This window comes from Pseudomonas sp. IT-196MI5 (genome assembly GCF_949767415.1).
Taxonomy (GTDB): Bacteria; Pseudomonadota; Gammaproteobacteria; order Pseudomonadales; family Pseudomonadaceae; genus Aquipseudomonas.
On the sequence record NZ_CATKPZ010000044.1, the window covers coordinates 231,694 to 251,729 of the forward strand.

Annotated in this window: 14 protein-coding genes; 7 read left to right on the forward strand and 7 right to left on the reverse strand. The window is 58.2% G+C overall.

Features of this window, described 5'->3' with window-relative positions; translation table 11 throughout:
• Window positions 1–56: 56 nt before the first annotated feature.
• The 4 genes from ACM6IK_RS22005 to msrA all read left to right on the forward strand — a co-directional run bounded on the left by ACM6IK_RS22005 (window position 57) and on the right by msrA (window position 3,348).
• Entirely contained in the window at window positions 57–767 is a 711-nt protein-coding gene (locus ACM6IK_RS22005) for an ABC transporter ATP-binding protein (RefSeq protein WP_414875981.1), read from the forward strand.
• Between the two features lies 1 nt (window position 768).
• Entirely contained in the window at window positions 769–2,034 is a 1,266-nt protein-coding gene (locus tag ACM6IK_RS22010) for an ABC transporter permease (RefSeq protein ID WP_414875982.1), read from the forward strand.
• Window positions 2,035–2,045: 11 nt separating this feature from the next.
• Entirely contained in the window at window positions 2,046–2,564 is a 519-nt protein-coding gene (locus ACM6IK_RS22015; protein ID WP_414875983.1) for a DUF3299 domain-containing protein, read from the forward strand.
• A 133-nt stretch (window positions 2,565–2,697) separates the two neighbouring features.
• Entirely contained in the window at window positions 2,698–3,348 is a 651-nt protein-coding gene (gene msrA / locus ACM6IK_RS22020; RefSeq protein ID WP_218429738.1) for a peptide-methionine (S)-S-oxide reductase MsrA, read from the forward strand.
• Between the two features lie 106 nt (window positions 3,349–3,454).
• Here msrA and ACM6IK_RS22025 read toward each other — a convergent pair whose 3' ends face one another.
• Window positions 3,455–4,294, reverse strand: coding sequence for a 23S rRNA (adenine(2030)-N(6))-methyltransferase RlmJ (locus tag ACM6IK_RS22025; protein WP_414875984.1), 840 nt, complete (start codon window positions 4,292–4,294; stop codon window positions 3,455–3,457).
• Between the two features lie 207 nt (window positions 4,295–4,501).
• Here ACM6IK_RS22025 and ACM6IK_RS22030 point away from each other — a divergent pair, with 207 nt between their 5' ends.
• Window positions 4,502–4,996: a DUF2165 family protein gene (locus ACM6IK_RS22030; RefSeq protein ID WP_414875985.1), complete on the forward strand. Its 495-nt coding sequence runs from the start codon at window positions 4,502–4,504 to the stop codon at window positions 4,994–4,996.
• A gap of 221 nt (window positions 4,997–5,217) precedes the next feature.
• On the opposite strand, the gene ACM6IK_RS22035 is transcribed toward ACM6IK_RS22030, so the two are convergent.
• The 6 genes from ACM6IK_RS22035 to putP form a co-directional block, all read right to left on the reverse strand.
• Complete coding sequence (locus ACM6IK_RS22035; protein WP_414875986.1) at window positions 5,218–5,547, reverse strand: hypothetical protein; 330 nt, start codon at window positions 5,545–5,547, stop codon at window positions 5,218–5,220.
• Between the two features lie 388 nt (window positions 5,548–5,935).
• Window positions 5,936–6,325: a hypothetical protein gene (locus ACM6IK_RS22040; RefSeq protein WP_414875987.1), complete on the reverse strand. Its 390-nt coding sequence runs from the start codon at window positions 6,323–6,325 to the stop codon at window positions 5,936–5,938.
• A 549-nt stretch (window positions 6,326–6,874) separates the two neighbouring features.
• Window positions 6,875–8,290, reverse strand: coding sequence for a PAAR domain-containing protein (locus ACM6IK_RS22045; RefSeq protein ID WP_414875988.1), 1,416 nt, complete (start codon window positions 8,288–8,290; stop codon window positions 6,875–6,877).
• A gap of 280 nt (window positions 8,291–8,570) precedes the next feature.
• On the reverse strand, window positions 8,571–8,900 hold the full coding sequence (locus tag ACM6IK_RS22050) for a hypothetical protein (protein WP_414875989.1): 330 nt from the start codon (window positions 8,898–8,900) through the stop codon (window positions 8,571–8,573).
• A 1,413-nt stretch (window positions 8,901–10,313) separates the two neighbouring features.
• On the reverse strand, window positions 10,314–11,726 hold the full coding sequence (locus ACM6IK_RS22055; protein ID WP_414875990.1) for a PAAR domain-containing protein: 1,413 nt from the start codon (window positions 11,724–11,726) through the stop codon (window positions 10,314–10,316).
• Between the two features lie 286 nt (window positions 11,727–12,012).
• Window positions 12,013–13,497 carry a sodium/proline symporter PutP gene (putP, locus tag ACM6IK_RS22060; protein WP_414875991.1) on the reverse strand — a complete coding sequence of 495 codons (1,485 nt, stop codon included), beginning with the start codon at window positions 13,495–13,497 and terminating at the stop codon, window positions 12,013–12,015.
• A gap of 460 nt (window positions 13,498–13,957) precedes the next feature.
• Here putP and putA point away from each other — a divergent pair, with 460 nt between their 5' ends.
• A complete protein-coding gene (gene putA, locus ACM6IK_RS22065; protein ID WP_414875992.1) occupies window positions 13,958–17,911 on the forward strand; it encodes a trifunctional transcriptional regulator/proline dehydrogenase/L-glutamate gamma-semialdehyde dehydrogenase in 3,954 nt (1,317 codons plus the stop codon).
• Between the two features lie 258 nt (window positions 17,912–18,169).
• On the forward strand, window positions 18,170–19,972 hold the full coding sequence (locus ACM6IK_RS22070) for an acyl-CoA dehydrogenase (RefSeq protein ID WP_414875993.1): 1,803 nt from the start codon (window positions 18,170–18,172) through the stop codon (window positions 19,970–19,972).
• Window positions 19,973–20,036 lie beyond the last annotated feature (64 nt).

The following is a 20,036-nucleotide window of genomic DNA, read 5'->3' on the forward strand; positions in this document are numbered from 1 at the left end:
GGGGTTGTGTTGAAAGTGAAATCCAGACCAGTTCCCACACTTATGAAATCGGTGCCATGACCCAAGCACTCATCGAACTGTCCGACCTAGGCTTCAGTTGGCCCGGTCACCCGCCACTGCTGGACATTCCGGCGTTTCGCCTGGAGCGCGGGGAAACCCTGTTCCTCAAAGGCCCCAGCGGTAGCGGCAAGACCACCCTGCTCGGTTTGCTCGGCGGCGTGCAAAAACCTGATCGCGGCAGTATCCGCCTGCTCGGCCGGGAACTGACACAACTCTCGGCCGGTGCCCGCGACCACTTCCGCGTCGATCACACCGGCTACATCTTCCAGCAGTTCAACCTGCTGCCGTTTCTGTCGGTGCGCGAAAACGTCGAACTGCCCTGCCACTTCTCGAAACTGCGCGCCGAACGGGCGAAACAACGTCATGGCAGCGTCGACAAAGCGGCCGCGACGCTGCTTGCCCACCTGGGGTTGAAGGATGCAAACATCCTCGGTCGCCGCGCCGATGCGTTGTCCATCGGCCAGCAGCAACGGGTCGCCGCCGCCCGCGCACTGATCGGGCAACCGGAACTGGTGATCGCCGACGAGCCAACCTCGGCCCTCGACTACGATGCCCGCGAGAACTTCATTCGCCTGTTGTTCGCCGAGTGCCGCGAAGCCGGGGCGAGCCTGTTGTTCGTCAGCCACGATCAGAGCCTGGCGCCACTGTTCGACCACAACCTGTCGCTGGCCGAACTCAATCGCGCCGCTACCCCGTCCGAGGTCTGAGATGTACTTGTTCCGTCTAGCCATGGCCAGCCTGGCTAACCGCCGCTTCACCGCGATCCTCACCGCGTTCGCCATCGCCTTGTCGGTGTGCCTGTTGCTGGCGGTGGAGCGTGTGCGCACCGAAGCCAAGGCCAGTTTCGCCAGCACCATCAGCGGCACCGACCTGATCGTCGGCGCCCGCTCCGGCTCGGTGAACCTGTTGCTGTATTCGGTGTTCCGAATCGGCAACGCCACCAACAACATCCGCTGGGACAGCTTCGAACACTTCGCCAGCAACCCGAAAGTGAAGTGGGCAATCCCGATGTCCCTCGGCGATTCCCATCGCGGCTACCGGGTGATGGGCACCACCGAAGCCTACTTCGAGCATTACCAGTACGGCCGCCAGCAACACCTGGAACTGGCCGATGGCCGGGCGTTTGCAACCGACCCGTTCGAAGTGGTGCTCGGTGCCGAAGTGGCCCAGGCACTGCACTACAAACTCGGCGACAAACTGGTGCTGGCCCACGGTGTGGCGGCGATCAGCCTGGTCAAGCATGACGACAAGCCATTCACCGTGGTCGGCATTCTCAAGCGCACCGGCACCCCGGTAGACCGCACGCTGCACATCAGCCTTGGCGGCATGGAGGCGATTCACGTCGACTGGCATAACGGCGTGCCGGCCCGGGGCGAGGGTCGCATCACGGCCGATCAGGCGCGCAACATGGACCTCACGCCGCAAGCGATCACCGCGTTCATGCTCGGTCTCAACAACAAGATTTCGACTTTTACCCTGCAACGGGAAATCAACGAGTTCCGCGGTGAGCCGATGCTGGCGATCCTGCCGGGCGTGGCGCTGCAAGAGCTGTGGAGCCTGATGGGCACTGCGGAAAAAGCCTTGTTCGTGATCTCGCTGTTTGTGGTGCTGACCGGGTTGATCGGCATGCTCACGGCCATTCTCACCAGCCTCAACGAACGCCGCCGGGAAATGGCGATCCTGCGCTCGGTGGGTGCTCGGCCATGGCACATCGCAACGCTGTTGGTGCTCGAAGCCTTTGCCCTGGCGCTGTCGGGCGTGATCGCCGGCGTGGCGATGCTGTATGTGTGCATCGCGGCGGCCCAGGGATATGTGCAAGCCAACTACGGCCTGTTCCTGCCGCTGTCCTGGCCGAGCGAGTATGAATGGACGCTGCTCGCTGGCATCCTGATCGCCGCGCTGCTGATGGGCAGCGTGCCGGCCTGGCGCGCCTATCGCCAATCCCTGGCCGATGGCCTGTCGATCCGTTTATGAGGACGTTGAAAATGCCCCGCGCCGTACTTGCGCTGTTGATGCTGGTCGCCCTGCCCCTATGGGCGGCCCAGCCAAAAGACCTGACCTGGTCGGAGATGATTCCGCCCGACGCACCGAAAGAAGTGCCGAACATGACGCCGCTGCATGATCTGTCGCAAATGAGCAGCACGCTCTCGGCAGAGTCGGCGCCAGCCGCCAAACAGGACATGCCCAACGCACCGGTGGTCAAGACCCTCGACGGCCAGAACATTCGCCTGCCGGGCTACATCGTGCCGCTGGAAGTGAGCGAGGAAGGCCGTACCACGGAGTTCCTGCTGGTGCCGTATTTCGGCGCCTGCATCCATGTGCCGCCACCGCCGTCGAACCAGATCGTGCACGTCAAAAGCGAAGTCGGCGTGAAGCTCGACGAGCTGTATCAGCCGTACTGGATCGAAGGCGCGTTGCAGGTCAAGGCGTCCACCAGCGAGCTGGCGGATGCGGGGTATCAGATGGAGGCGCAGAAGATTTACCTGTATGAACTGCCGGAGTGAATACCCACCAGCCTGAAGTTGCAGGGTTGCCCTGCAACATGGAACCTCCCACCTGGCTAGTGATTATCTGAATGGTATTGGGCACACTGACGGTCTGTTTATATACAACCCAACCTGACTGAGAGGACTGATCATGGTTCTGCGCTCGGAAATCCTGGTGAACAAAAACGTGCTCCCGACTAAAGAACAAGCTCTGCCCGGCCGCGAAACCGCGATGACCCTGCCTGAAAAGCACTTTGTGTTTAAAGACACCCCCTTGCTCGGCCCGTTCTTCGAAGACGTCGACTTCGCGATCTTCGGCCTCGGCTGCTTCTGGGGCGCGGAACGCCGCTTCTGGCAACGTGAAGGCGTGGTCAGCACCGTGGTCGGCTACGCCGGCGGTTTCACGCCGAACCCGACCTACGAAGAAGTCTGCTCGGGCCTGACCGGCCACGCCGAAGTGGTGCTGGTGGTGTATGACAAGGCCAGGGTCAGCTACGAAGAACTGCTGGCGATGTTCTGGGAACTGCACAACCCGACGCAGGGCATGCGCCAGGGCAATGACATCGGCACCCAGTACCGTTCGGTGATCTACGCCACTAGCCAGGAACAACTGGACGCGGCGCTCAAGAGCAAGGAAACCTACCAGGCCGAGCTGTCCAAGGCCGGTCTCGGTGAAATCAGCACCGAAATCGACCAGGCCCCGACCGTCTACTTTGCCGAGGCTTATCACCAGCAGTACCTGGCGAAAAATCCGGAAGGCTATTGCGGGATTGGCGGTACCGGCGTGACCTGCCCGATCTAACCACTGTAGGAGCGAGCTTGCTCGCGAAAAACCAAAGGGCGCCGCTGGGCACCTGGTTTTACGCGTTAACGTTCACGAACATCGCGAGCGAGCTCGCTCCTACAGATCAACTCTCGGCAATCAACCAATCCATCCGCCACCCACCCTGGGTCTGCCCAAGCTTCTCGGACAACCACGGCAGCAACTCACGCAACTCTTCCTCCAGCCCCCATGGCGGATTGGCAATCGCCAGCCCCGAACCGTTCAGGCTGTTCGGCGTATCCAGCGGATGCACCAGCAACTCCACCCGCAACAACTTCGGCGCACCGGTACCAGCCAGGTCCTGGTAGAAGCGGCGTAGCGCACGCTGATCCTTCACCGGGTACCAGATCGCCGCCACGGTCTGGCGCATCCGGCCAATCGCTTCTTTCAACGACGCGGCACAGCGCTGCATCTCGTCGAGCTTCTCGAACGGCGGATCGATCAACATCACCGCACGCTTCTCCGGCACCGGCAGCAAGGCCCGCGACACATGCCAGCCTTCGCCCAGATGCACCTTGACCCGGCGATCACCGGCCATGTTGTCCTTGAGCAGCACGCCGTCTTCCGGGTGTTTCTCATTGAGCAACACACGGTCCTGCGCACGTGTCAGGCGTCGCGCCAACTCCGGCGACCCCGGGTAATAGCGCAACTGGCCATCCGGGTTCATCTCGTGCAGCACTTGCATGTAATCAGCGGTCAGGATCGGCAGATCCGGCTGATCCCACAAACGCGCAATGCCTTCCAGGTACTCACCGGTACGGTTGGCCTGATCACCCTGAAGGTCATACAGACCGATGCCTGCGTGGGTGTCGAGATAGGCAAACGGCTGCTCCTTGCGCGACATCAGGGCGATGAGGCGGGTCAAGGTCAGGTGTTTGAACACATCGGCGTGATTGCCGGCATGGAAGGCGTGACGATAATTCATGGCTGCTCCTGCGAAGGCCGGGGAGTTTACCTTTTACCGGCCGGCAAGTCAGGGGTTGGCAGCCAAGCGGACACTTCGAGCATTCATAGCGGCAACAAGCATGCACCATCACTCGACAAATTCAGAAACGCCTCACAACAGGAAGATTCCCGAACCTGCAAACCGGCGTGATAGCGTTCTTTGTCGAAAAAAGCAAAGGACGCACCAATGACCATTCGCTACGCAAAGATTGCAATGACCCTGGCGCTCGCCGCATTCGCCTTCATGACCGTGTTCAACAACATCACCGACTACGGTTCCAACTTCAACTTCGTCCGGCACGTGCTGAGCATGGACACCACCTTCCCTGACAACGCCGCCCGGTATCGCGCAATTGATCTGCCTTGGGTGTGGCACGGGGCCTACTGGTTGATCATCCTTGGCGAAGCCATTACCTGTGGACTGCTTGGCTACGGCGCACTACAGCTCTGGCGCTCACGGGCAGCCGGTGGGCAGGAGTTCAGACGGGCCAGAAAGTGGGCCGTAGCGGGTTTGACGACTGGGTTTTTCGTGTGGTTTTTCGGCTTCATGGTTGTTGGCGGCGAGTGGTTTCTGATGTGGCAATCCGACATCTGGAATGGTCAGGACGCAGCCTTCAGGTTCTACATGGCAATACTGGGCGTGCTGATCTTTCTGAATCAGCCCGATGCCGATCTTGACTGATCCCCAGTAAAAAACGGCCCGTATCCGTCGGATGCGGGCTGTCTTCTTCAATCAGGAAGCTAAAAGCCTCGCTGAAAGCCTAATTTGTTCAGCATGAAGTCCTTTTCCGCCGCGGCGAATCGCTGCAGCAAGCCGGCAGACAACGCACCCAATTTGCTGACGATATAGATCGCCAGGCTGGCGAAGATGAAGCCCGTGATCTTTTGATCTTGTGGCGACGCCTACGCCGCCGCTGCAGGACGCGCCCGCAACCGCCGCCCAACCACATCCAGCACATCACAGCCATCACGCAACGTGATTGCGCAGAGCAAGGCAAAATCGCTGAGGATGAACGACTCGCACTCGATCGAACCGCGCATCGACAGGTTCTCCAGCACTTGGGTGACTGCACGGATTCTGTAGTTGGCGGCGTCGCTGAGGATGTCGAGTGGCGCGTGGGTGTCGACGAACAGGGTGGGCATGTCGGTGCAGTTGCTGGTCAATGCCATGAAGCGGCTGTCGGGGTGGGGGATTGGTTTTTCGTAGGGTGGGTCGGGATGTATGAATTTCATTTTTAACGCTCTAAGGAGGAAATGGACCTGCCATCAGCCTTCCTACGGGCTAGGGTGGCAGCTATGCACGGGGTAGGAATATCGAGACCCTTAGAGCAAAACTCGACCACGCCGAAGCGTGCCCGCGCATAGCCGCCGCAACTGATCTTACGGCCGCATGCAAACGGCCGCAAACCAGGCTGTGACGCCAATGTAGCTCTAACGGTCTTGAGAGGTTCCTACACCCCACCACTGAGTTGTCAGTGGCTGGCAAAGACTATCGGCGGCCCCCTCGTGGCACCAGTTCATGAAAGCCGCTACGTCTTGAAGGAAACGTCCTAGGACCTTGCCCAGAAAATTCGCAGCGACCTCAATCCACCATAAATCCTCTTGCAACTTAACCCGGGCATTACTGGATGTAGCCAAGCGCGTTAACTGCAAAAAGCGCAAGCAATAGAGCAATACAAGCAACCCCGCCCCAGTGCAAAACTATTAGTTTTCTCCTAAGTCCTCCAGGAAAGCCTTCCAGATCTTTCGCATCGGCCCCGCCATCACGGAGATAAAAATTTGGCATAGTCATCACGCCCATTACTGCACCAAGTACGAACAGCCTGCCCCACGCTCCGCCGCTCTTGAAAGGAGCCCGGACCATAATAGCCGGGCAGTTTTTCAAATGATCCAGCACTACATCCATTTTTGCGCAAGCCAAATGCAAAGCAACACCCAGGAAAACTAGAAGCCCGCCAAAACCAGTAATGCTGATGCACAGAAATAACTTTTGCGCGAAGCTCACGCTCATTTCAGCGTCTCGTAGATTAATTCGCCTGTTTTTTCACCCGTCTTGCCGAGGGCAAATCCTTTAGCCAAAGAGCCAGCTCCTGCCACTACAAGCCTACATATCAGGGATCCCGCGCCTGCGGTGGGTGGAATGGGCACGCTATCCGGAGGGCTGCGTGCCCATTTGTTAGTTAATCAAGTACTCCTGACCACCCTATACAGGCTAATAGCACCATAGAGATGAAAACCCCTATAAAGCCCCATTGTAGTGCTACAAGTTTTCGCCTGAGGTGCAAGGGGAAGCTTTTAACATCTTCAGCATTGAGAATTCCATGCTTCAAAAAAAACCGAGGAAATGTCACGACAAAAGACACTCCTCCAACTAGTTGTAGTTTACCGTAAGGACCTGAGTGTCTTTGCGTAGCACTAGTCATACTTGAAGTGCTATTTTTGAAATACTTAGACATCTGATCGCCTTGGGTATACCCCAAGTAAAGAGCAAGTGTGATGCAAATGAAAAGACCAACGGCCACGAAGCAACTCAAGCTACCAACAACAAGTCCTGCGGTAGTCATTTCGTCGCCTCATAAATCACTTCGCCAGCCATTTCGCCCAACTTACCACCCACTTCGCCACCTATGTAAGCGCCAGCGCCAACCACGACGATACTGCATGCCAACGTCCCTATCCCGCCTGTAGGCACCCCTAATCCAATGCAGAGTGCACCGACGACCGGGGCACTTAACATCCAGCCAGCACCCATGCCACCGCCGATACCAACAACAAAACTCCCCGACTCAGTAAACCTGATTCGCTCGCAGGCTTCAGCATTTCCCCCTGCACACACATCCTGCACCTTCATTGCTGACTCCCCCCCACCAATGGCCGTGCCGACCCAGCCACCGTACTTAAGGTACTTGGAAGCCTTGGCCACACCCTCAAGATGAGTTGCGTATCCTGGCATCTGCCCTACGCCGCCGGCTTCAGTCCAGCGGTGAACCAGGCTGGGAGGAGAAAGGAACATTGCACGATTCAAATTGGGGTGATCGGGGAAACCGATACCTTTGCGAGTCAGGCTGGTCAGGTGGATATCGAGTTGAGCGAGCAGCTTTTGCCGCTCTGCCAGAAACGCCGGTGAGCTCAGGTGGCCATCGCGCAGGAATGAATGCTGATGTAACGCTTCGATTTTTTTCAGGGTTTCGCTGACGTTATCCAGATTATTCTTGAAAATGCTCGCGCCGACGCCAATAGCGCCAGAACCGAAGCCCAAGATCGTCTGAATGGCATCCCGGTGTTCCACCATGAAATCCGCCTCCTCCGGAGTAAGCGTTTCAAGCACCTGATTGGTCCTGGCTGCCACATCCATGAGCAGGGCTTCTTCACGGGTGCATTGGTAGTTATTGGGGTCGCTCAGCACGATCATCGAGCCGGCTTTAATGTCGCCCGGGTTGGGATTGAGCAACTTGAATTTGCCCATCACCTCCGGGTCGCGCAGGGTGAACAGCGAGGCCTCGAGTTGTTCGCGGGTGGTGCTCTTCGGGACGATGAAAAAGCCTGGCTCTACCGCCTCCGTGCCGTTGTCACGCACCGGCATGGGAGGAGCTGGCGTCGGCGCGAAGCTGGTTGATCGCGACGTTACTGGAGCGCTGGTAGCGGCGGGCGCAACCTGCGCAGTGGCGGTTCGCGTGGCGTGAGGTGCAGCACTGCGCTCGGACTGGTAGCCCGCCGTGTCCTGCGATGGGATCAGCCCGGCTTTGCAAGGACAACTACTGAAACTATCCAGCGATCCCGCTACCATCCTGCCATTGCTTTTGAAGTAGGAAACACCGCCAGCGATCACGTAAATTTTATTGTCTTTGCCGCAGGAAACCGGGTCACCGTCGCGCGCATGGGCGAAGCCAAACATCATGATATGAGTATCGCACTCCAGAACTTTGCCACCGCAAGTGGTCTCGTCACCTTCGCGAATGAAGTACCCCTTGGCCATTGCTGTTCTCCCTTTCTACGGCGCCTCAGTTATGAGAGCGCACCACTGTTAACGATCGATAAGCCGACTCGCGATGAGCTGGCTAACGCAAAGTACGTGGACAGAGAGGAAACTCAAGATGGCCGAGAAAATCAGGAAATGTCTTACGAGCTGCACTGAAAAGGACCACGAAAACTGGATGACTAATACCTGTTTTCGGTCCTGGGCTGCCAAAAAAAGGCCCGCACTATCGAGCTGCGAGCCGTTTTTTACATGAAGGCATTCAATTCATGGGCGACGCCTACGCTCTCGTCGAAGGCCGCGCCCGCAACCGCCGCCCAACCACATTCAGCACATCACAGCCATCACGCAACGTAATGGCGCAGAGCAAGGCAAAATCGCTGAGGATGAACGACTCGCACTCGATCGAACCGCGCATCGACAGGTTCTCAAGCACTTGGGTGACTGCGCGGATTCTGTAGTTGGCGGCGTCGGTGAGGATGTCGAGTGGCGCGTGGGTATCGACGAACAGCGTAGGCATATCGGTGCAGTTGCTGGTCAATGCCATGAAGCGGTTGTCGGGATGGGGCGCTGGTTTTTCGTAGGGCGGATCGGGGTGAATTGTTTTCATTTTTTAACCTCTGGTAGAAGTGGGGCTACCATCGGCCTTCCTACAGGCTTGGGTGGCAGCCATACGCGGGGTAGGAATATCGAGACCAGAGAACTCGACCACGCCGAAACGTGCCCGCGCACAGCCGCCGCAACAGATCTTACGGGCGCACGTTAGAGGCCGCAAATCAGGTGTCGATGCCAAGCGTGTCTCATGGTCTTAACGGGTTCCTACACCCCACCACTGAGTTGTCAGCGGCCACCGAAGACTATCGACGGAACTCAGGTCGCACCAGTTCATGAAAACCGCTAGGGTTTGAAGGAAACGTCCTAGGACCTCACCCGAAAAAGCCGTAACAGCTACAATTTATCAAATTAATTTGAGGCTGAATGGCGCAAAGGGAGAACCTTATCGACCGACTTACGATGCGCTTGTCAATTGCCAACTGTTAGGTGCCTGGTTATTTCCGAAAAAAGAATATAGAAATCAAGTACAAAATCCAACCAGCGTGAAAGCTGTACCTTATTACCTTTTTATAAGTATGGTCGCTAGAATGCCGATGACAATTGGAAATAATTAACGACAAAAAGCTTATTGAAAACATCGTTAATGAAAACACCGGCATCAGCACTCCAAGCCCTGAAAACTCTACCAGAAATGGTTGACCGCGAGCGCCTCCAGGCAATAGGAGATGCTGATAATATATTGCATAAATTGAAAGCGTTATAAAAATCAACGAAGCCCCACCAAGTAGAACTTTCAACCGGAGTGGTGCTTCCTTCAAAATATTAAAGTTTCCCATCTCGTATTTTTTTAATCGACACGAAAGACAGCACTCACCTTCTATTAGCGACAAGCCGTCTCTATCCAGCACTCCACATTTCTTGCATTTCTTCACTCTAGACTTCATTTATGCACGATCCACCTGTTCAAGCCGGGCAAGTCATTGAAGGACAGCGTTAATCCGTAAGTCGTCCTCCAAGCCCAAGTAGCGGGTAGGGGGATGGAGTGAAAAATGGGCACACCAACCAAGTTGGGGGCCCATTATCTTGAGTTACTTGAGTATCCCTGACTTTCCTATTGCGACAAGCAATACCATTGCAACCACAAGCCAAATAAAACCCCATTGCAACATTACAAGTTGTCGTTTAAGTGGGATGGGGAAGCTGTCTATGTCCTCGGCATTGGCTAGACCTCGTTTAAGGAAGAACCCTGGAAATGCAAGAATGCTAGAAATGCTTCCTACCAACTTTAACCTTCCATAGAGGCTTGTACGTCTATATATTCCGAAAGTCAGTAGAGACGAACTATTTTTGAAGTGCGACGACATCAAGTCACCTTTCGCATAGCTCAGATACAACGCTATTCCAATGCAGATGAATTGGCAGATAATTACCACGCCACCCAAACCGCCGATGATTAGTTTAGCTGTAGTCACTTCACCGCCTCGTAAATTTGCTCTCCAACCATTTCGCCGAGTGCGCCACCAAATTCTCCTCCTGCATAAGAACTAATTCCAACGACCAAAATGCTACATGCCAATGGCGCAACTCCGGCAGTAGGTACAGTTAATGCCACACAGAGTCCACCCACTAAGGGAGCAGTCAAACCGCCAGTCAATGCGCCGCCCCCAATCCCGCCAGCAAAGCTCCCTGCCTCAGTGAATTTAACTCGCTTGCAGGCCTCGACATTGCCCGCCGTGCACACATCCTGAACCTTCATGGCCGACGCCCCTCCACCGACAGCAGTACCGACCCAGCCACCGTACTTGATGTACTTGGAAGCCTTGGCCACGCCCTCAAGATGAGTCGCATACCCCGGCATCTGCCCAACGCCGCCGGCTTCCGTCCAGCGGTGAACCAGACTGGGAGGAGAGAGGAACATTGCACGGTTCAAATTGGGGTGGTGTGGGAAACCGATGCCTTTGCGTGTCAGGCTTGTCAGGTGACTATCGAGTTGCGCCAGCAGCTTTTGGCGTTCGGCTAGAAATGTTGGTGAGTTCAGATGTCCATCGCGCAGGAATGAACGCTGATGCAGCGTTTCCATTTCACGCAAGGCATCGCCAACGTTATCCAGATTATTCTTGAAAATGCTTGCACCGACGCCAATGGCGCCAGAACCGTAGCCCAAGATAGTCTGGATGGCATCCCGGTGTTGCACCATGAAATCCGCTTCTTCCGGGCTAAGCGTTTCAAGCACCTGATTGGTCCTGGCTGCCACATCCATAAGCAGCGCTTCTTCACGGGTGCACTGGTAGTTATTGGGGTCGCTCAGCACGATCATCGTACCGGCTTTAACGGCGCGCAGATTGGGATTGAGCAATTTGAATTTGCCCATCACCGCCGGGTCGCGCAGGGTGAACAGCGAGGCCTCAAGCTGTTCGCGGGAGGTGCTCTTCGGAACGATGTAAAAGCCCGGCTCTACTAACTCTGCGCTGTTGTTACGCACCAGCATGGGAGGAGCTGGCGTCGGCGCGAAGCTGGATGATCTCGAAGTTACCGGAGCTCTCGCAGTTGCGGGTTCGACTTGCGCAGTGGCGGTTCGCGTGGCGTGAGGTGCAGCACTGCGCTCGGACTGGTAGCCCGCCGTGTCCTGCGATGGGATCAGCCCGGCTTTGCAAGGACAACTACTGAAACTATCCAGCGATCCCGCTACCATCCTGCCATTGCTTTTGAAGTAGGAAACACCGCCAGCGATCACGTAAATTTTATTGTCTTTGCCGCAGGAAACCGGGTCACCGTCGCGCGCATGGGCGAAGCCAAACATCATGATATGAGTATCGCACTCCAGAACTTTGCCACCGCAAGTGGTCTCGTCACCTTCGCGAATGAAGTACCCCTTGGCCATTGCTGTTCTCCCTTTCTACGGCGCCTCAGTTATGAGAGCGCACCACTGTTAACGATCGATAAGCCGACTCGCGATGAGCTGGCTAACGCAAAGTACGTGGACAGAGATGAAACTCAAGATGGCCGAGAAAATCAGGAAATGTCTTACGACCAGAACTGAAAAGGACCACGGATATTGGAGAGCCAATGCCTGTTTTCGGAGCTGGCTTGCAAAAAAAAACGGCCCGCACCATATAGCTGCGAGCCGTTCTTTTATCAGGGATGGGAAGAGTTCAACCCATCACTCATCACTTGTTCAGACGATAATCACTCTCTGCAGCCGCAAAACGCTGGAACATGCCGGCAGTCGGCGTGCCCGTTTTGCTGACGAAGTAGATCGCCAGGCTGGCGAAGATGAAGCCTGGGATGATTTCGTACAGGCCCAGCAGCTCGTAGTGTTTCCAGACGATCACGGTGATCGCGCCGACCAGGATGCCGGCCAGTGCGCCGTTGCGGGTCATGTCTTTCCAGATCACGGAGATCAGTACGACTGGACCGAATGCAGCACCGAAACCGGCCCAGGCGTAGCTCACCAGACCCAGTACACGGTTTTCCGGGTTGGATGCCAGCGCGATAGCGATCAGGGCAACCAACAGCACCATGGCACGGCCGACCCAGACCAGTTCAACCTGGGAAGCGGATTTACGCAGGAAGGTTTTGTAGAAGTCTTCGGTCAGGGCGCTCGAGCACACCAGCAACTGGCAGCTCAGGGTGCTCATGACGGCAGCCAGAATGGCCGACAGCAGGATACCGGCGATCCATGGGTTGAACAGGATTTTGGCCAGTTCGATGAACACACGCTCGTGGTTTTCACTCACTGGCATGGCCACGGCCGGGTTGGCCGAGAAGTAGGCAATACCGAAGAAGCCGACTGCCACGGTGCCGCCCAGGCACAGGATCATCCAGGTCATGGAGATGCGGCGGGCCTTGGCGATCGATTTAACCGAATCGGCAGCCATGAAACGCGCCAGGATGTGCGGCTGGCCGAAGTAGCCCAGACCCCAGCCCATCAGCGAGATGATGCCGATGAAAGTGGTGCCCTTGAGCATGTCGAAGTTGCTTGGATCTTGCGCTTCGATGGCCAGGAAAGTGGTGTCGACGCCGCCAGTGGCCAGCAGCACGATAACCGGCGTCAGGATCAACGCGAAGATCATCAGGGTGGCTTGCACGGTATCGGTCCAGCTCACGGCCAGGAATCCGCCGACAAAGGTGTAGGCAATCGTCGCCGCTGCACCGGCCCACAGCGCCGTCTCGTAGGACATGCCGAAGGTGCTTTCGAACAGACGGGCGCCAGCCACGATGCCGGAAGCGCAGTAGATGGTGAAGAACACCAGGATCACGACCGCGGAGATGATCCGCAGCAGGCCGCTCTTGTCCTCGAAACGACTGGAGAAGTAGTCCGGCAGGGTCAGTGCATCGCCGTTGTGCTCGGTCTGCACCCGCAGACGGCCGGCGACGAACAGCCAGTTCAGGTAGGCGCCGACGATCAGGCCGATGGCGATCCAGCTTTCGGAAAGACCGGACATGTAGATCGCGCCGGGCAAGCCCATCAACAACCAGCCACTCATGTCGGAGGCACCGGCGGACAGTGCGGTCACGACGCTGCCCAGGCTACGGCCGCCCAGGATGTAATCGGAAAGGTTGTTGGTGGAGCGATAGGCCATCAAGCCGATCAGCACCATTGCTGCGATGTAGATCACGAACGTGATCAAGGTTGGATTGCTTACGCTCATTAAGTTACGCCCTGGCTTTGTTTTTATGTAGCGGCGGCTGGTGAACCACTCGCAAACGCATTCGTTTGACAGACGATCCGGATTACCGCGCATTTATGACTGATGTTTCCCCAGGAAAGCCATCAGCCGGAGCACCCGGATTTGTCCGGGTTGCACCTTGGGCGCGAATGCTATTCAACAAAGCAAATAAGGTGCAACCAGTTTCTTGGGAATAAGTTGCACCTAGTCGGAAATAAACGTTAAAAATCGTTTTTTGCTCCTTTTCGGAGCAAGAACGAGTGTTAACTCGCTGGAAAAGCACCAAGCAAATGCAGCGCAGCCGTACCAGAATTTATTTCCTGACGAGCTGCGTAATATTCCGACAAAAAAAGGGTTGCACCCGGTTGCACCTCAACAGTCTCACGGCTAATCTTGCCGTCAGCTGATGCCACGCAGTCGTGGCAAACATGAGGATAAAAACATGGCTACCACCACCCTTGGGGTCAAACTTGACGACCCGACCCGCGAACGCCTCAAGGCCGCCGCGACCTCGATTGATCGCACGCCGCACTGGCTGATCAAGCAGGCAATCTTCAATTACCTGGAAAAACTCGAGGGTGGTGCAACCCTGTCCGAGCTCAATGGTTTGAACGGCAAGGAAGTTGACGAAGCAGGCGAGGTCCACACCGATCACGCGCATCAGTGCTTCCTCGAATTCGCCGAAAGCATCCTGCCGCAATCGGTACTGCGCGCATCGATCACCGCCGCCTACCGTCGCCCTGAGCCGGAAGTGGTGCCGATGCTGATCGAGCAGGCGCGCCTGCCGGCTCCGATGGCCGAAGCCACCAACAAACTCGCCGCGTCCATCGCGGAAAAACTGCGTAATCAGAAGAGCGCCGGCGGCCGCGCCGGCATCGTTCAGGGCCTGCTGCAGGAATTCTCCCTGTCGTCTCAGGAAGGCGTGGCGCTGATGTGCCTGGCCGAAGCGCTGCTGCGCATCCCGGACAAAGGCACCCGCGACGCCCTGATCCGCGACAAGATCAGCACCGGCAACTGGCAACCGCACCTGGGCAACAGCCCGTCGTTGTTCGTCAACGCTGCCACCTGGGGCTTGCTGCTGACCGGCAAGCTGGTGTCCACGCACAACGAAGCCGGCCTGACATCGTCCCTGAGCCGCATCATCGGCAAGAGCGGCGAGCCGATGATCCGCAAGGGCGTCGACATGGCCATGCGCCTGATGGGCGAGCAGTTCGTGACCGGCGAAACCATCGCCGAAGCCCTGGCCAACGCGAGCAAATTCGAAGCCAAAGGCTTCCGTTATTCCTACGACATGCTGGGTGAAGCCGCACTCACCGAGCACGACGCGCAGAAGTACCTGGCCTCGTACGAACAAGCCATCCACTCGATCGGCAAAGCCTCCCACGGTCGCGGGATTTATGAAGGCCCGGGTATCTCGATCAAGCTGTCCGCCCTGCACCCACGCTACAGCCGCGCCCAGTACGAGCGTGTGATGGAAGAGCTGTACCCACGCCTGCTGTCGCTGACCCTGCTGGCCAAGCAATACGACATCGGCCTGAACATCGATGCCGAAGAAGCCGACCGCCTCGAGCTGTCGCTGGATCTGCTCGAACGCCTGTGCTTCGAGCCGCAACTGACGGGCTGGAACGGCATCGGTTTCGTGATCCAGGCTTACCAGAAGCGTTGCCCGTACGTGATCGACTACGTGATCGACCTGGCTCGTCGCAGCCGTCATCGCCTGATGATCCGCCTTGTGAAAGGCGCGTACTGGGACAGCGAAATCAAGCGCGCCCAGGTCGAAGGCCTGGAAGGCTACCCGGTCTACACCCGCAAGGTGTACACCGACGTGTCCTACATCGCTTGCGCCCGCAAGCTGCTGTCGGTACCGGAAGTCATCTACCCGCAGTTCGCCACGCACAACGCCCACACCCTGTCGGCCATTTATCACATCGCCGGTCAGAACTATTACCCGGGCCAGTACGAGTTCCAGTGCCTGCACGGCATGGGTGAACCGCTGTACGAACAGGTTGTAGGCAAAGTTTCCGAAGGCAAGCTGAACCGTCCGTGCCGCGTGTACGCTCCGGTCGGCACCCACGAAACCCTGCTGGCCTACCTGGTGCGTCGCCTGCTGGAAAACGGCGCGAACACCTCGTTCGTCAACCGCATCGCCGACCAGTCGATTTCGATCCAGGAACTGGTGGCCGACCCGGTGACCAGCATCGAGCAAATGGCGACCGTGGAAGGTGGTTTCGGTCTGCCGCACCCGCGCATTCCGCTGCCGCGTGATCTGTACGGCTCCGAGCGCGCCAACTCCAGCGGCATCGACATGGCCAACGAACATCGTTTGGCGTCGCTGTCTTGCGCCCTGCTGGCTACCGCGCACAACCACTGGAAAGCCGCGCCGATGCTCGGTTGCGCTTCCAGCAACGAAGCTCCAGCCCCTGTGCTGAACCCGTCCGACCTGCGTGACGTGGTCGGCCATGTGCAGGAAGCCACCGTCGAAGACGTCGACAACGCCATCCAGTGCGCCCTGAACGCTGCACCGATCTGGCAGGCCACGCCGCCCGCCGAACGCGCTGCGATCCTGGAACGCGCCGCCGATCTGATGGAAGCCGAGATCCAGCCGCTGATGGGCCTGCTGGCCCGCGAAGCCGGCAAGACCTTCGCCAACGCCATCGCCGAAGTGCGTGAAGCCGTGGACTTCCTGCGTTATTACGCAGTGCAGGCACGCAACGATTTCACCAATGACGCTCACCGCCCGCTGGGTCCTGTGGTGTGCATCAGCCCGTGGAACTTCCCGCTGGCGATCTTCAGTGGTCAAGTGGCTGCAGCCCTTGCTGCCGGTAACCCGGTTTTGGCCAAGCCCGCGGAACAGACGCCACTGGTTGCCGCTCAAGCCGTGCGCCTGCTGCTCGAAGCAGGGATTCCGGAAGGCGTGCTGCAATTGCTGCCGGGGCGCGGTGAAACCGTCGGTGCCGGCCTGGTCGGCGACGAACGCGTCAAAGGCGTAATGTTCACCGGCTCCACCGAAGTCGCACGCTTGCTGCAACGCAACATTGCCGGCCGTCTGGACAGCCAGGGCCGTCCAATCCCGCTGATCGCCGAAACCGGTGGCCAGAACGCGATGATCGTCGACTCTTCGGCACTGACCGAACAAGTCGTGATCGACGTGGTGTCCTCGGCGTTCGACAGCGCCGGCCAGCGTTGCTCGGCCCTGCGCGTCTTGTGCCTGCAGGAAGACTCCGCTGATCGCGTCATTGAAATGCTCAAAGGTGCCATGGCCGAAAGCCGCCTCGGCAACCCTGAGCGCCTGTCCGTGGACATCGGCCCGGTGATCGACGCCGAAGCCAAGGCCGGCATCGAGAAGCACATCCAGGCCATGCGCGACAAAGGTCGCAGCGTGTACCAGGTGGCCATCGCCGACGCTGAAGAAGTCAAACGCGGCACCTTCGTGATGCCGACGCTGATCGAACTGGAAAGCTTCGACGAGTTGCAGCGGGAGATCTTCGGCCCGGTGCTGCACGTGGTTCGCTACAAGCGCAAAGACATCGATCAACTGATCGGCCAGATCAACGCTTCGGGTTACGGCCTGACGCTGGGCGTGCACACCCGCATCGACGAGACCATCGCCAAGGTGATCGACAACGTCAACGCCGGTAACGTCTACGTCAACCGCAACATCGTCGGTGCCGTGGTCGGCGTGCAGCCGTTCGGCGGCGAAGGCTTGTCGGGTACTGGCCCGAAAGCCGGCGGCCCGCTGTACCTGTACCGCCTGTTGTCGACCCGCCCTGCGGATGCGATCGAACAATCCTTTGCTCGCGGTGATGCCGTCGCAGCACCGGACGTTCGTCTGCGCGACGCCATGAGCAAGCCGCTGACCGCCCTGAAAGCCTGGGCCGACAGCCACAAGTTCGCCGACCTGAGCACCCTGTGCGTGCAGTTCGCCGCACAATCGCAAAGCGGCATCACCCGCGTCCTGGCCGGACCGACCGGCGAACGCAACAGCTACGCGATCCTGCCACGTGAGCACGTACTTTGCCTGGCGGAAGTCGAAGGCGATCTGCTGACCCAACTGGCGGCGGTCTTGGCTGTCGGTGGTTCGGCGGTATGGCCAGAAGCCGACATGAGCAAAGCCTTGTTCACACGTCTGCCGAAGGATATTCAGGCGCGCATCAAGCTGGTTTCCGACTGGAACAAGGACGAAGTGGTGTTTGATGCGGTTGTGCATCATGGCCATTCCGACCAGTTGCGTGCGGTGTGCCAGCAGGTTGCCAAGCGTGCCGGCGCCATCGTCGGTGTGCAGGGTCTGTCGCAAGGTGAAACCAACATTGCACTGGAACGCCTGGTGATCGAGCGGGCGTTGAGCGTTAACACGGCTGCGGCGGGTGGTAATGCCAGTTTGATGACCATCGGCTAAAACCGACAATCCGGGCACCTGCAACAGGTGCCCGGTTCAGCAAAAATCCCTGTGGGAGCGAGCTTGCTCGCGATAGCGGCATAACAGTCGATAGAGATGTTGACTGTAATGGCCTCATCGCGAGCAAGCTCGCTCCCACAGTGGTTTGTGGTGTTTGCTAAGTTTCCGCGCGGCTCCACCATCACCCTCATCAATCATCCTGTTCAGCCTCTATTCCCCGTCTTAGACTCGGCCCATTCCAATAAAAGGTAGGCCGCCATGTCCGAGACGTTGCTCAGTTCCCGCAATCTGGCTTTCGAGCTGTATGAAGTCCTTGATGCCGAGGGCCTGACCCAGCGTGAGCGTTTCGCCGAGCACAACCGCGAAACCTTCGATGCGGCCATTGGTACCGCCCGCAGTATCGCCGAGAAGTTCTTCGCCCCGCACAACCGCAAGGGCGACGAGAACGAGCCGCGCTATGAAAACGGCCAGGCGATTCTGATTCCGGAAGTGAAACCGGCGGTGGATGCCTTCCTCGAAGCCGGTTTCCTCAATGCCGCGCGCAGTTTCGAGGCGGGAGGCATGCAGCTTCCTACACTGCTTTCGCAGGCCTGCTTCGCACACTTCCAGTCGGCCAACGCCGCTTCGACCTCTTATCCGTTCCTGACCATGGGCGCGGCGAATCTGATCGAAAGCTTCGGCACCGATGAGCAGAAGCGCCGCTTCCTGCAACCGATGATCGACGGCCGTTTCTTCGGCACCATGGCCCTGACCGAACCCCATGCGGGCTCGTCGCTGTCGGATATTCGTACCCGCGCAGAGCCGGCGCCCGACGGTACTTATCGCCTCAAGGGCAACAAGATCTTCATCTCCGGTGGCGATCATCCGCTGTCGGAAAACATCGTGCACATGGTGCTCGCCAAGCTGCCGGACGCACCGGCCGGGGTGAAGGGCATATCGCTGTTCATCGTGCCCAAGTTCCTGGTCAACGACGACGGCAGCCTCGGCAAGCGCAACGATGTGTTGCTGGCCGGTTTGTTCCACAAGATGGGCTGGCGCGGCACCACGTCCACCGCGCTGAACTTCGGCGATAACGGCGAGTGCGTCGGCTATCTGGTGGGCAAGCCGCACCAGGGCTTGAGCTACATGTTCCAGATGATGAACGAGGCACGCATCGGCGTCGGCATGGGCGCGGTGATGCTCGGTTACGCCGGCTACCTGTACTCGCTGGAATATGCCCGCGAGCGCCCGCAAGGCCGCGTGCCGGACAGCAAGGACCCGAACACCGCACCGGTGGCGATCATCCAGCACGCTGACGTCAAGCGCATGCTGCTGACACAAAAAGCCTATGTCGAAGGCTCGTTCGACCTCGGCCTGTACGCGGCGCGGCTGTTCGATGACACCACGACGCTTGCGACTGAAGCTGAACGCAAACAGGCCCATGAACTGCTGGATCTGCTGACACCCATCGTCAAATCCTGGCCGTCGGAGTTCTGCCTGAAGGCCAATGAACTGGCAATCCAGATCCTCGGCGGCCACGGCTACACCCGCGAATACCCAGTGGAACAGTACTACCGCGACAACCGCCTGAACCCGATCCACGAAGGCACCCACGGCATTCAGTCGCTGGACCTGCTGGGGCGTAAACTGGCGCAGAACGGCGGTGCGGGGCTCAAGCAACTGATCCGCCTGATCGCCGACACTGGCGAGCGCGCACAGGCGTTTGATTCGTTGACGCCGCTACGCGAGCCGCTGGAGAAACTGGTGGCGCGCCTGCAAACCGTGACCATCGGCCTGCTGACTGATCTGGCCCAGGGCAAGGTCAACAGCAGCCTGGCGAATTCGGCGCTGTACCTGAAAGTGTTCGGACACACCGTCATTGGCTGGCGCTGGCTGGAACAGGCGATTCGCGCCGAAGAAGGATTGGCCAAGGGTAATGCGGCGGATGTGAGCTTCTATAAAGGCAAGCTGCAGGCGGCGCGGTACTTCCTGACGTGGGAAGTGCCGGGGTGCCACCATGAGCTGGCGATTCTTGAGGCGCGGGATGATGTTTGCCTGGGCATGCAGGATGAGTGGTTCTGATCCCGGATCCATGGTGTAGCTGAAATCCAATCGCGAGCAAGCTCGCTCCCACAGGAATCCCTTT

Excerpts from the sequence above, each read along its gene's own strand:
- ACM6IK_RS22005 (WP_414875981.1), top strand. The coding sequence starts at position 57 with ATGACCCAAGCACTCATCGAACTGTCCGACCTAGGCTTCAGTTGGCCC.
- ACM6IK_RS22010 (WP_414875982.1), top strand. The coding sequence starts at position 769 with ATGTACTTGTTCCGTCTAGCCATGGCCAGCCTGGCTAACCGCCGCTTC.
- ACM6IK_RS22015 (WP_414875983.1), top strand. The coding sequence starts at position 2,046 with ATGCCCCGCGCCGTACTTGCGCTGTTGATGCTGGTCGCCCTGCCCCTA.
- msrA (WP_218429738.1), top strand. The coding sequence starts at position 2,698 with ATGGTTCTGCGCTCGGAAATCCTGGTGAACAAAAACGTGCTCCCGACT.
- ACM6IK_RS22025 (WP_414875984.1), bottom strand. The coding sequence starts at position 4,294 with ATGAATTATCGTCACGCCTTCCATGCCGGCAATCACGCCGATGTGTTC.
- ACM6IK_RS22030 (WP_414875985.1), top strand. The coding sequence starts at position 4,502 with ATGACCATTCGCTACGCAAAGATTGCAATGACCCTGGCGCTCGCCGCA.
- ACM6IK_RS22035 (WP_414875986.1), bottom strand. The coding sequence starts at position 5,547 with ATGAAATTCATACATCCCGACCCACCCTACGAAAAACCAATCCCCCAC.
- ACM6IK_RS22040 (WP_414875987.1), bottom strand. The coding sequence starts at position 6,325 with ATGAGCGTGAGCTTCGCGCAAAAGTTATTTCTGTGCATCAGCATTACT.
- ACM6IK_RS22045 (WP_414875988.1), bottom strand. The coding sequence starts at position 8,290 with ATGGCCAAGGGGTACTTCATTCGCGAAGGTGACGAGACCACTTGCGGT.
- ACM6IK_RS22050 (WP_414875989.1), bottom strand. The coding sequence starts at position 8,900 with ATGAAAACAATTCACCCCGATCCGCCCTACGAAAAACCAGCGCCCCAT.
- ACM6IK_RS22055 (WP_414875990.1), bottom strand. The coding sequence starts at position 11,726 with ATGGCCAAGGGGTACTTCATTCGCGAAGGTGACGAGACCACTTGCGGT.
- putP (WP_414875991.1), bottom strand. The coding sequence starts at position 13,497 with ATGAGCGTAAGCAATCCAACCTTGATCACGTTCGTGATCTACATCGCA.
- putA (WP_414875992.1), top strand. The coding sequence starts at position 13,958 with ATGGCTACCACCACCCTTGGGGTCAAACTTGACGACCCGACCCGCGAA.
- ACM6IK_RS22070 (WP_414875993.1), top strand. The coding sequence starts at position 18,170 with ATGTCCGAGACGTTGCTCAGTTCCCGCAATCTGGCTTTCGAGCTGTAT.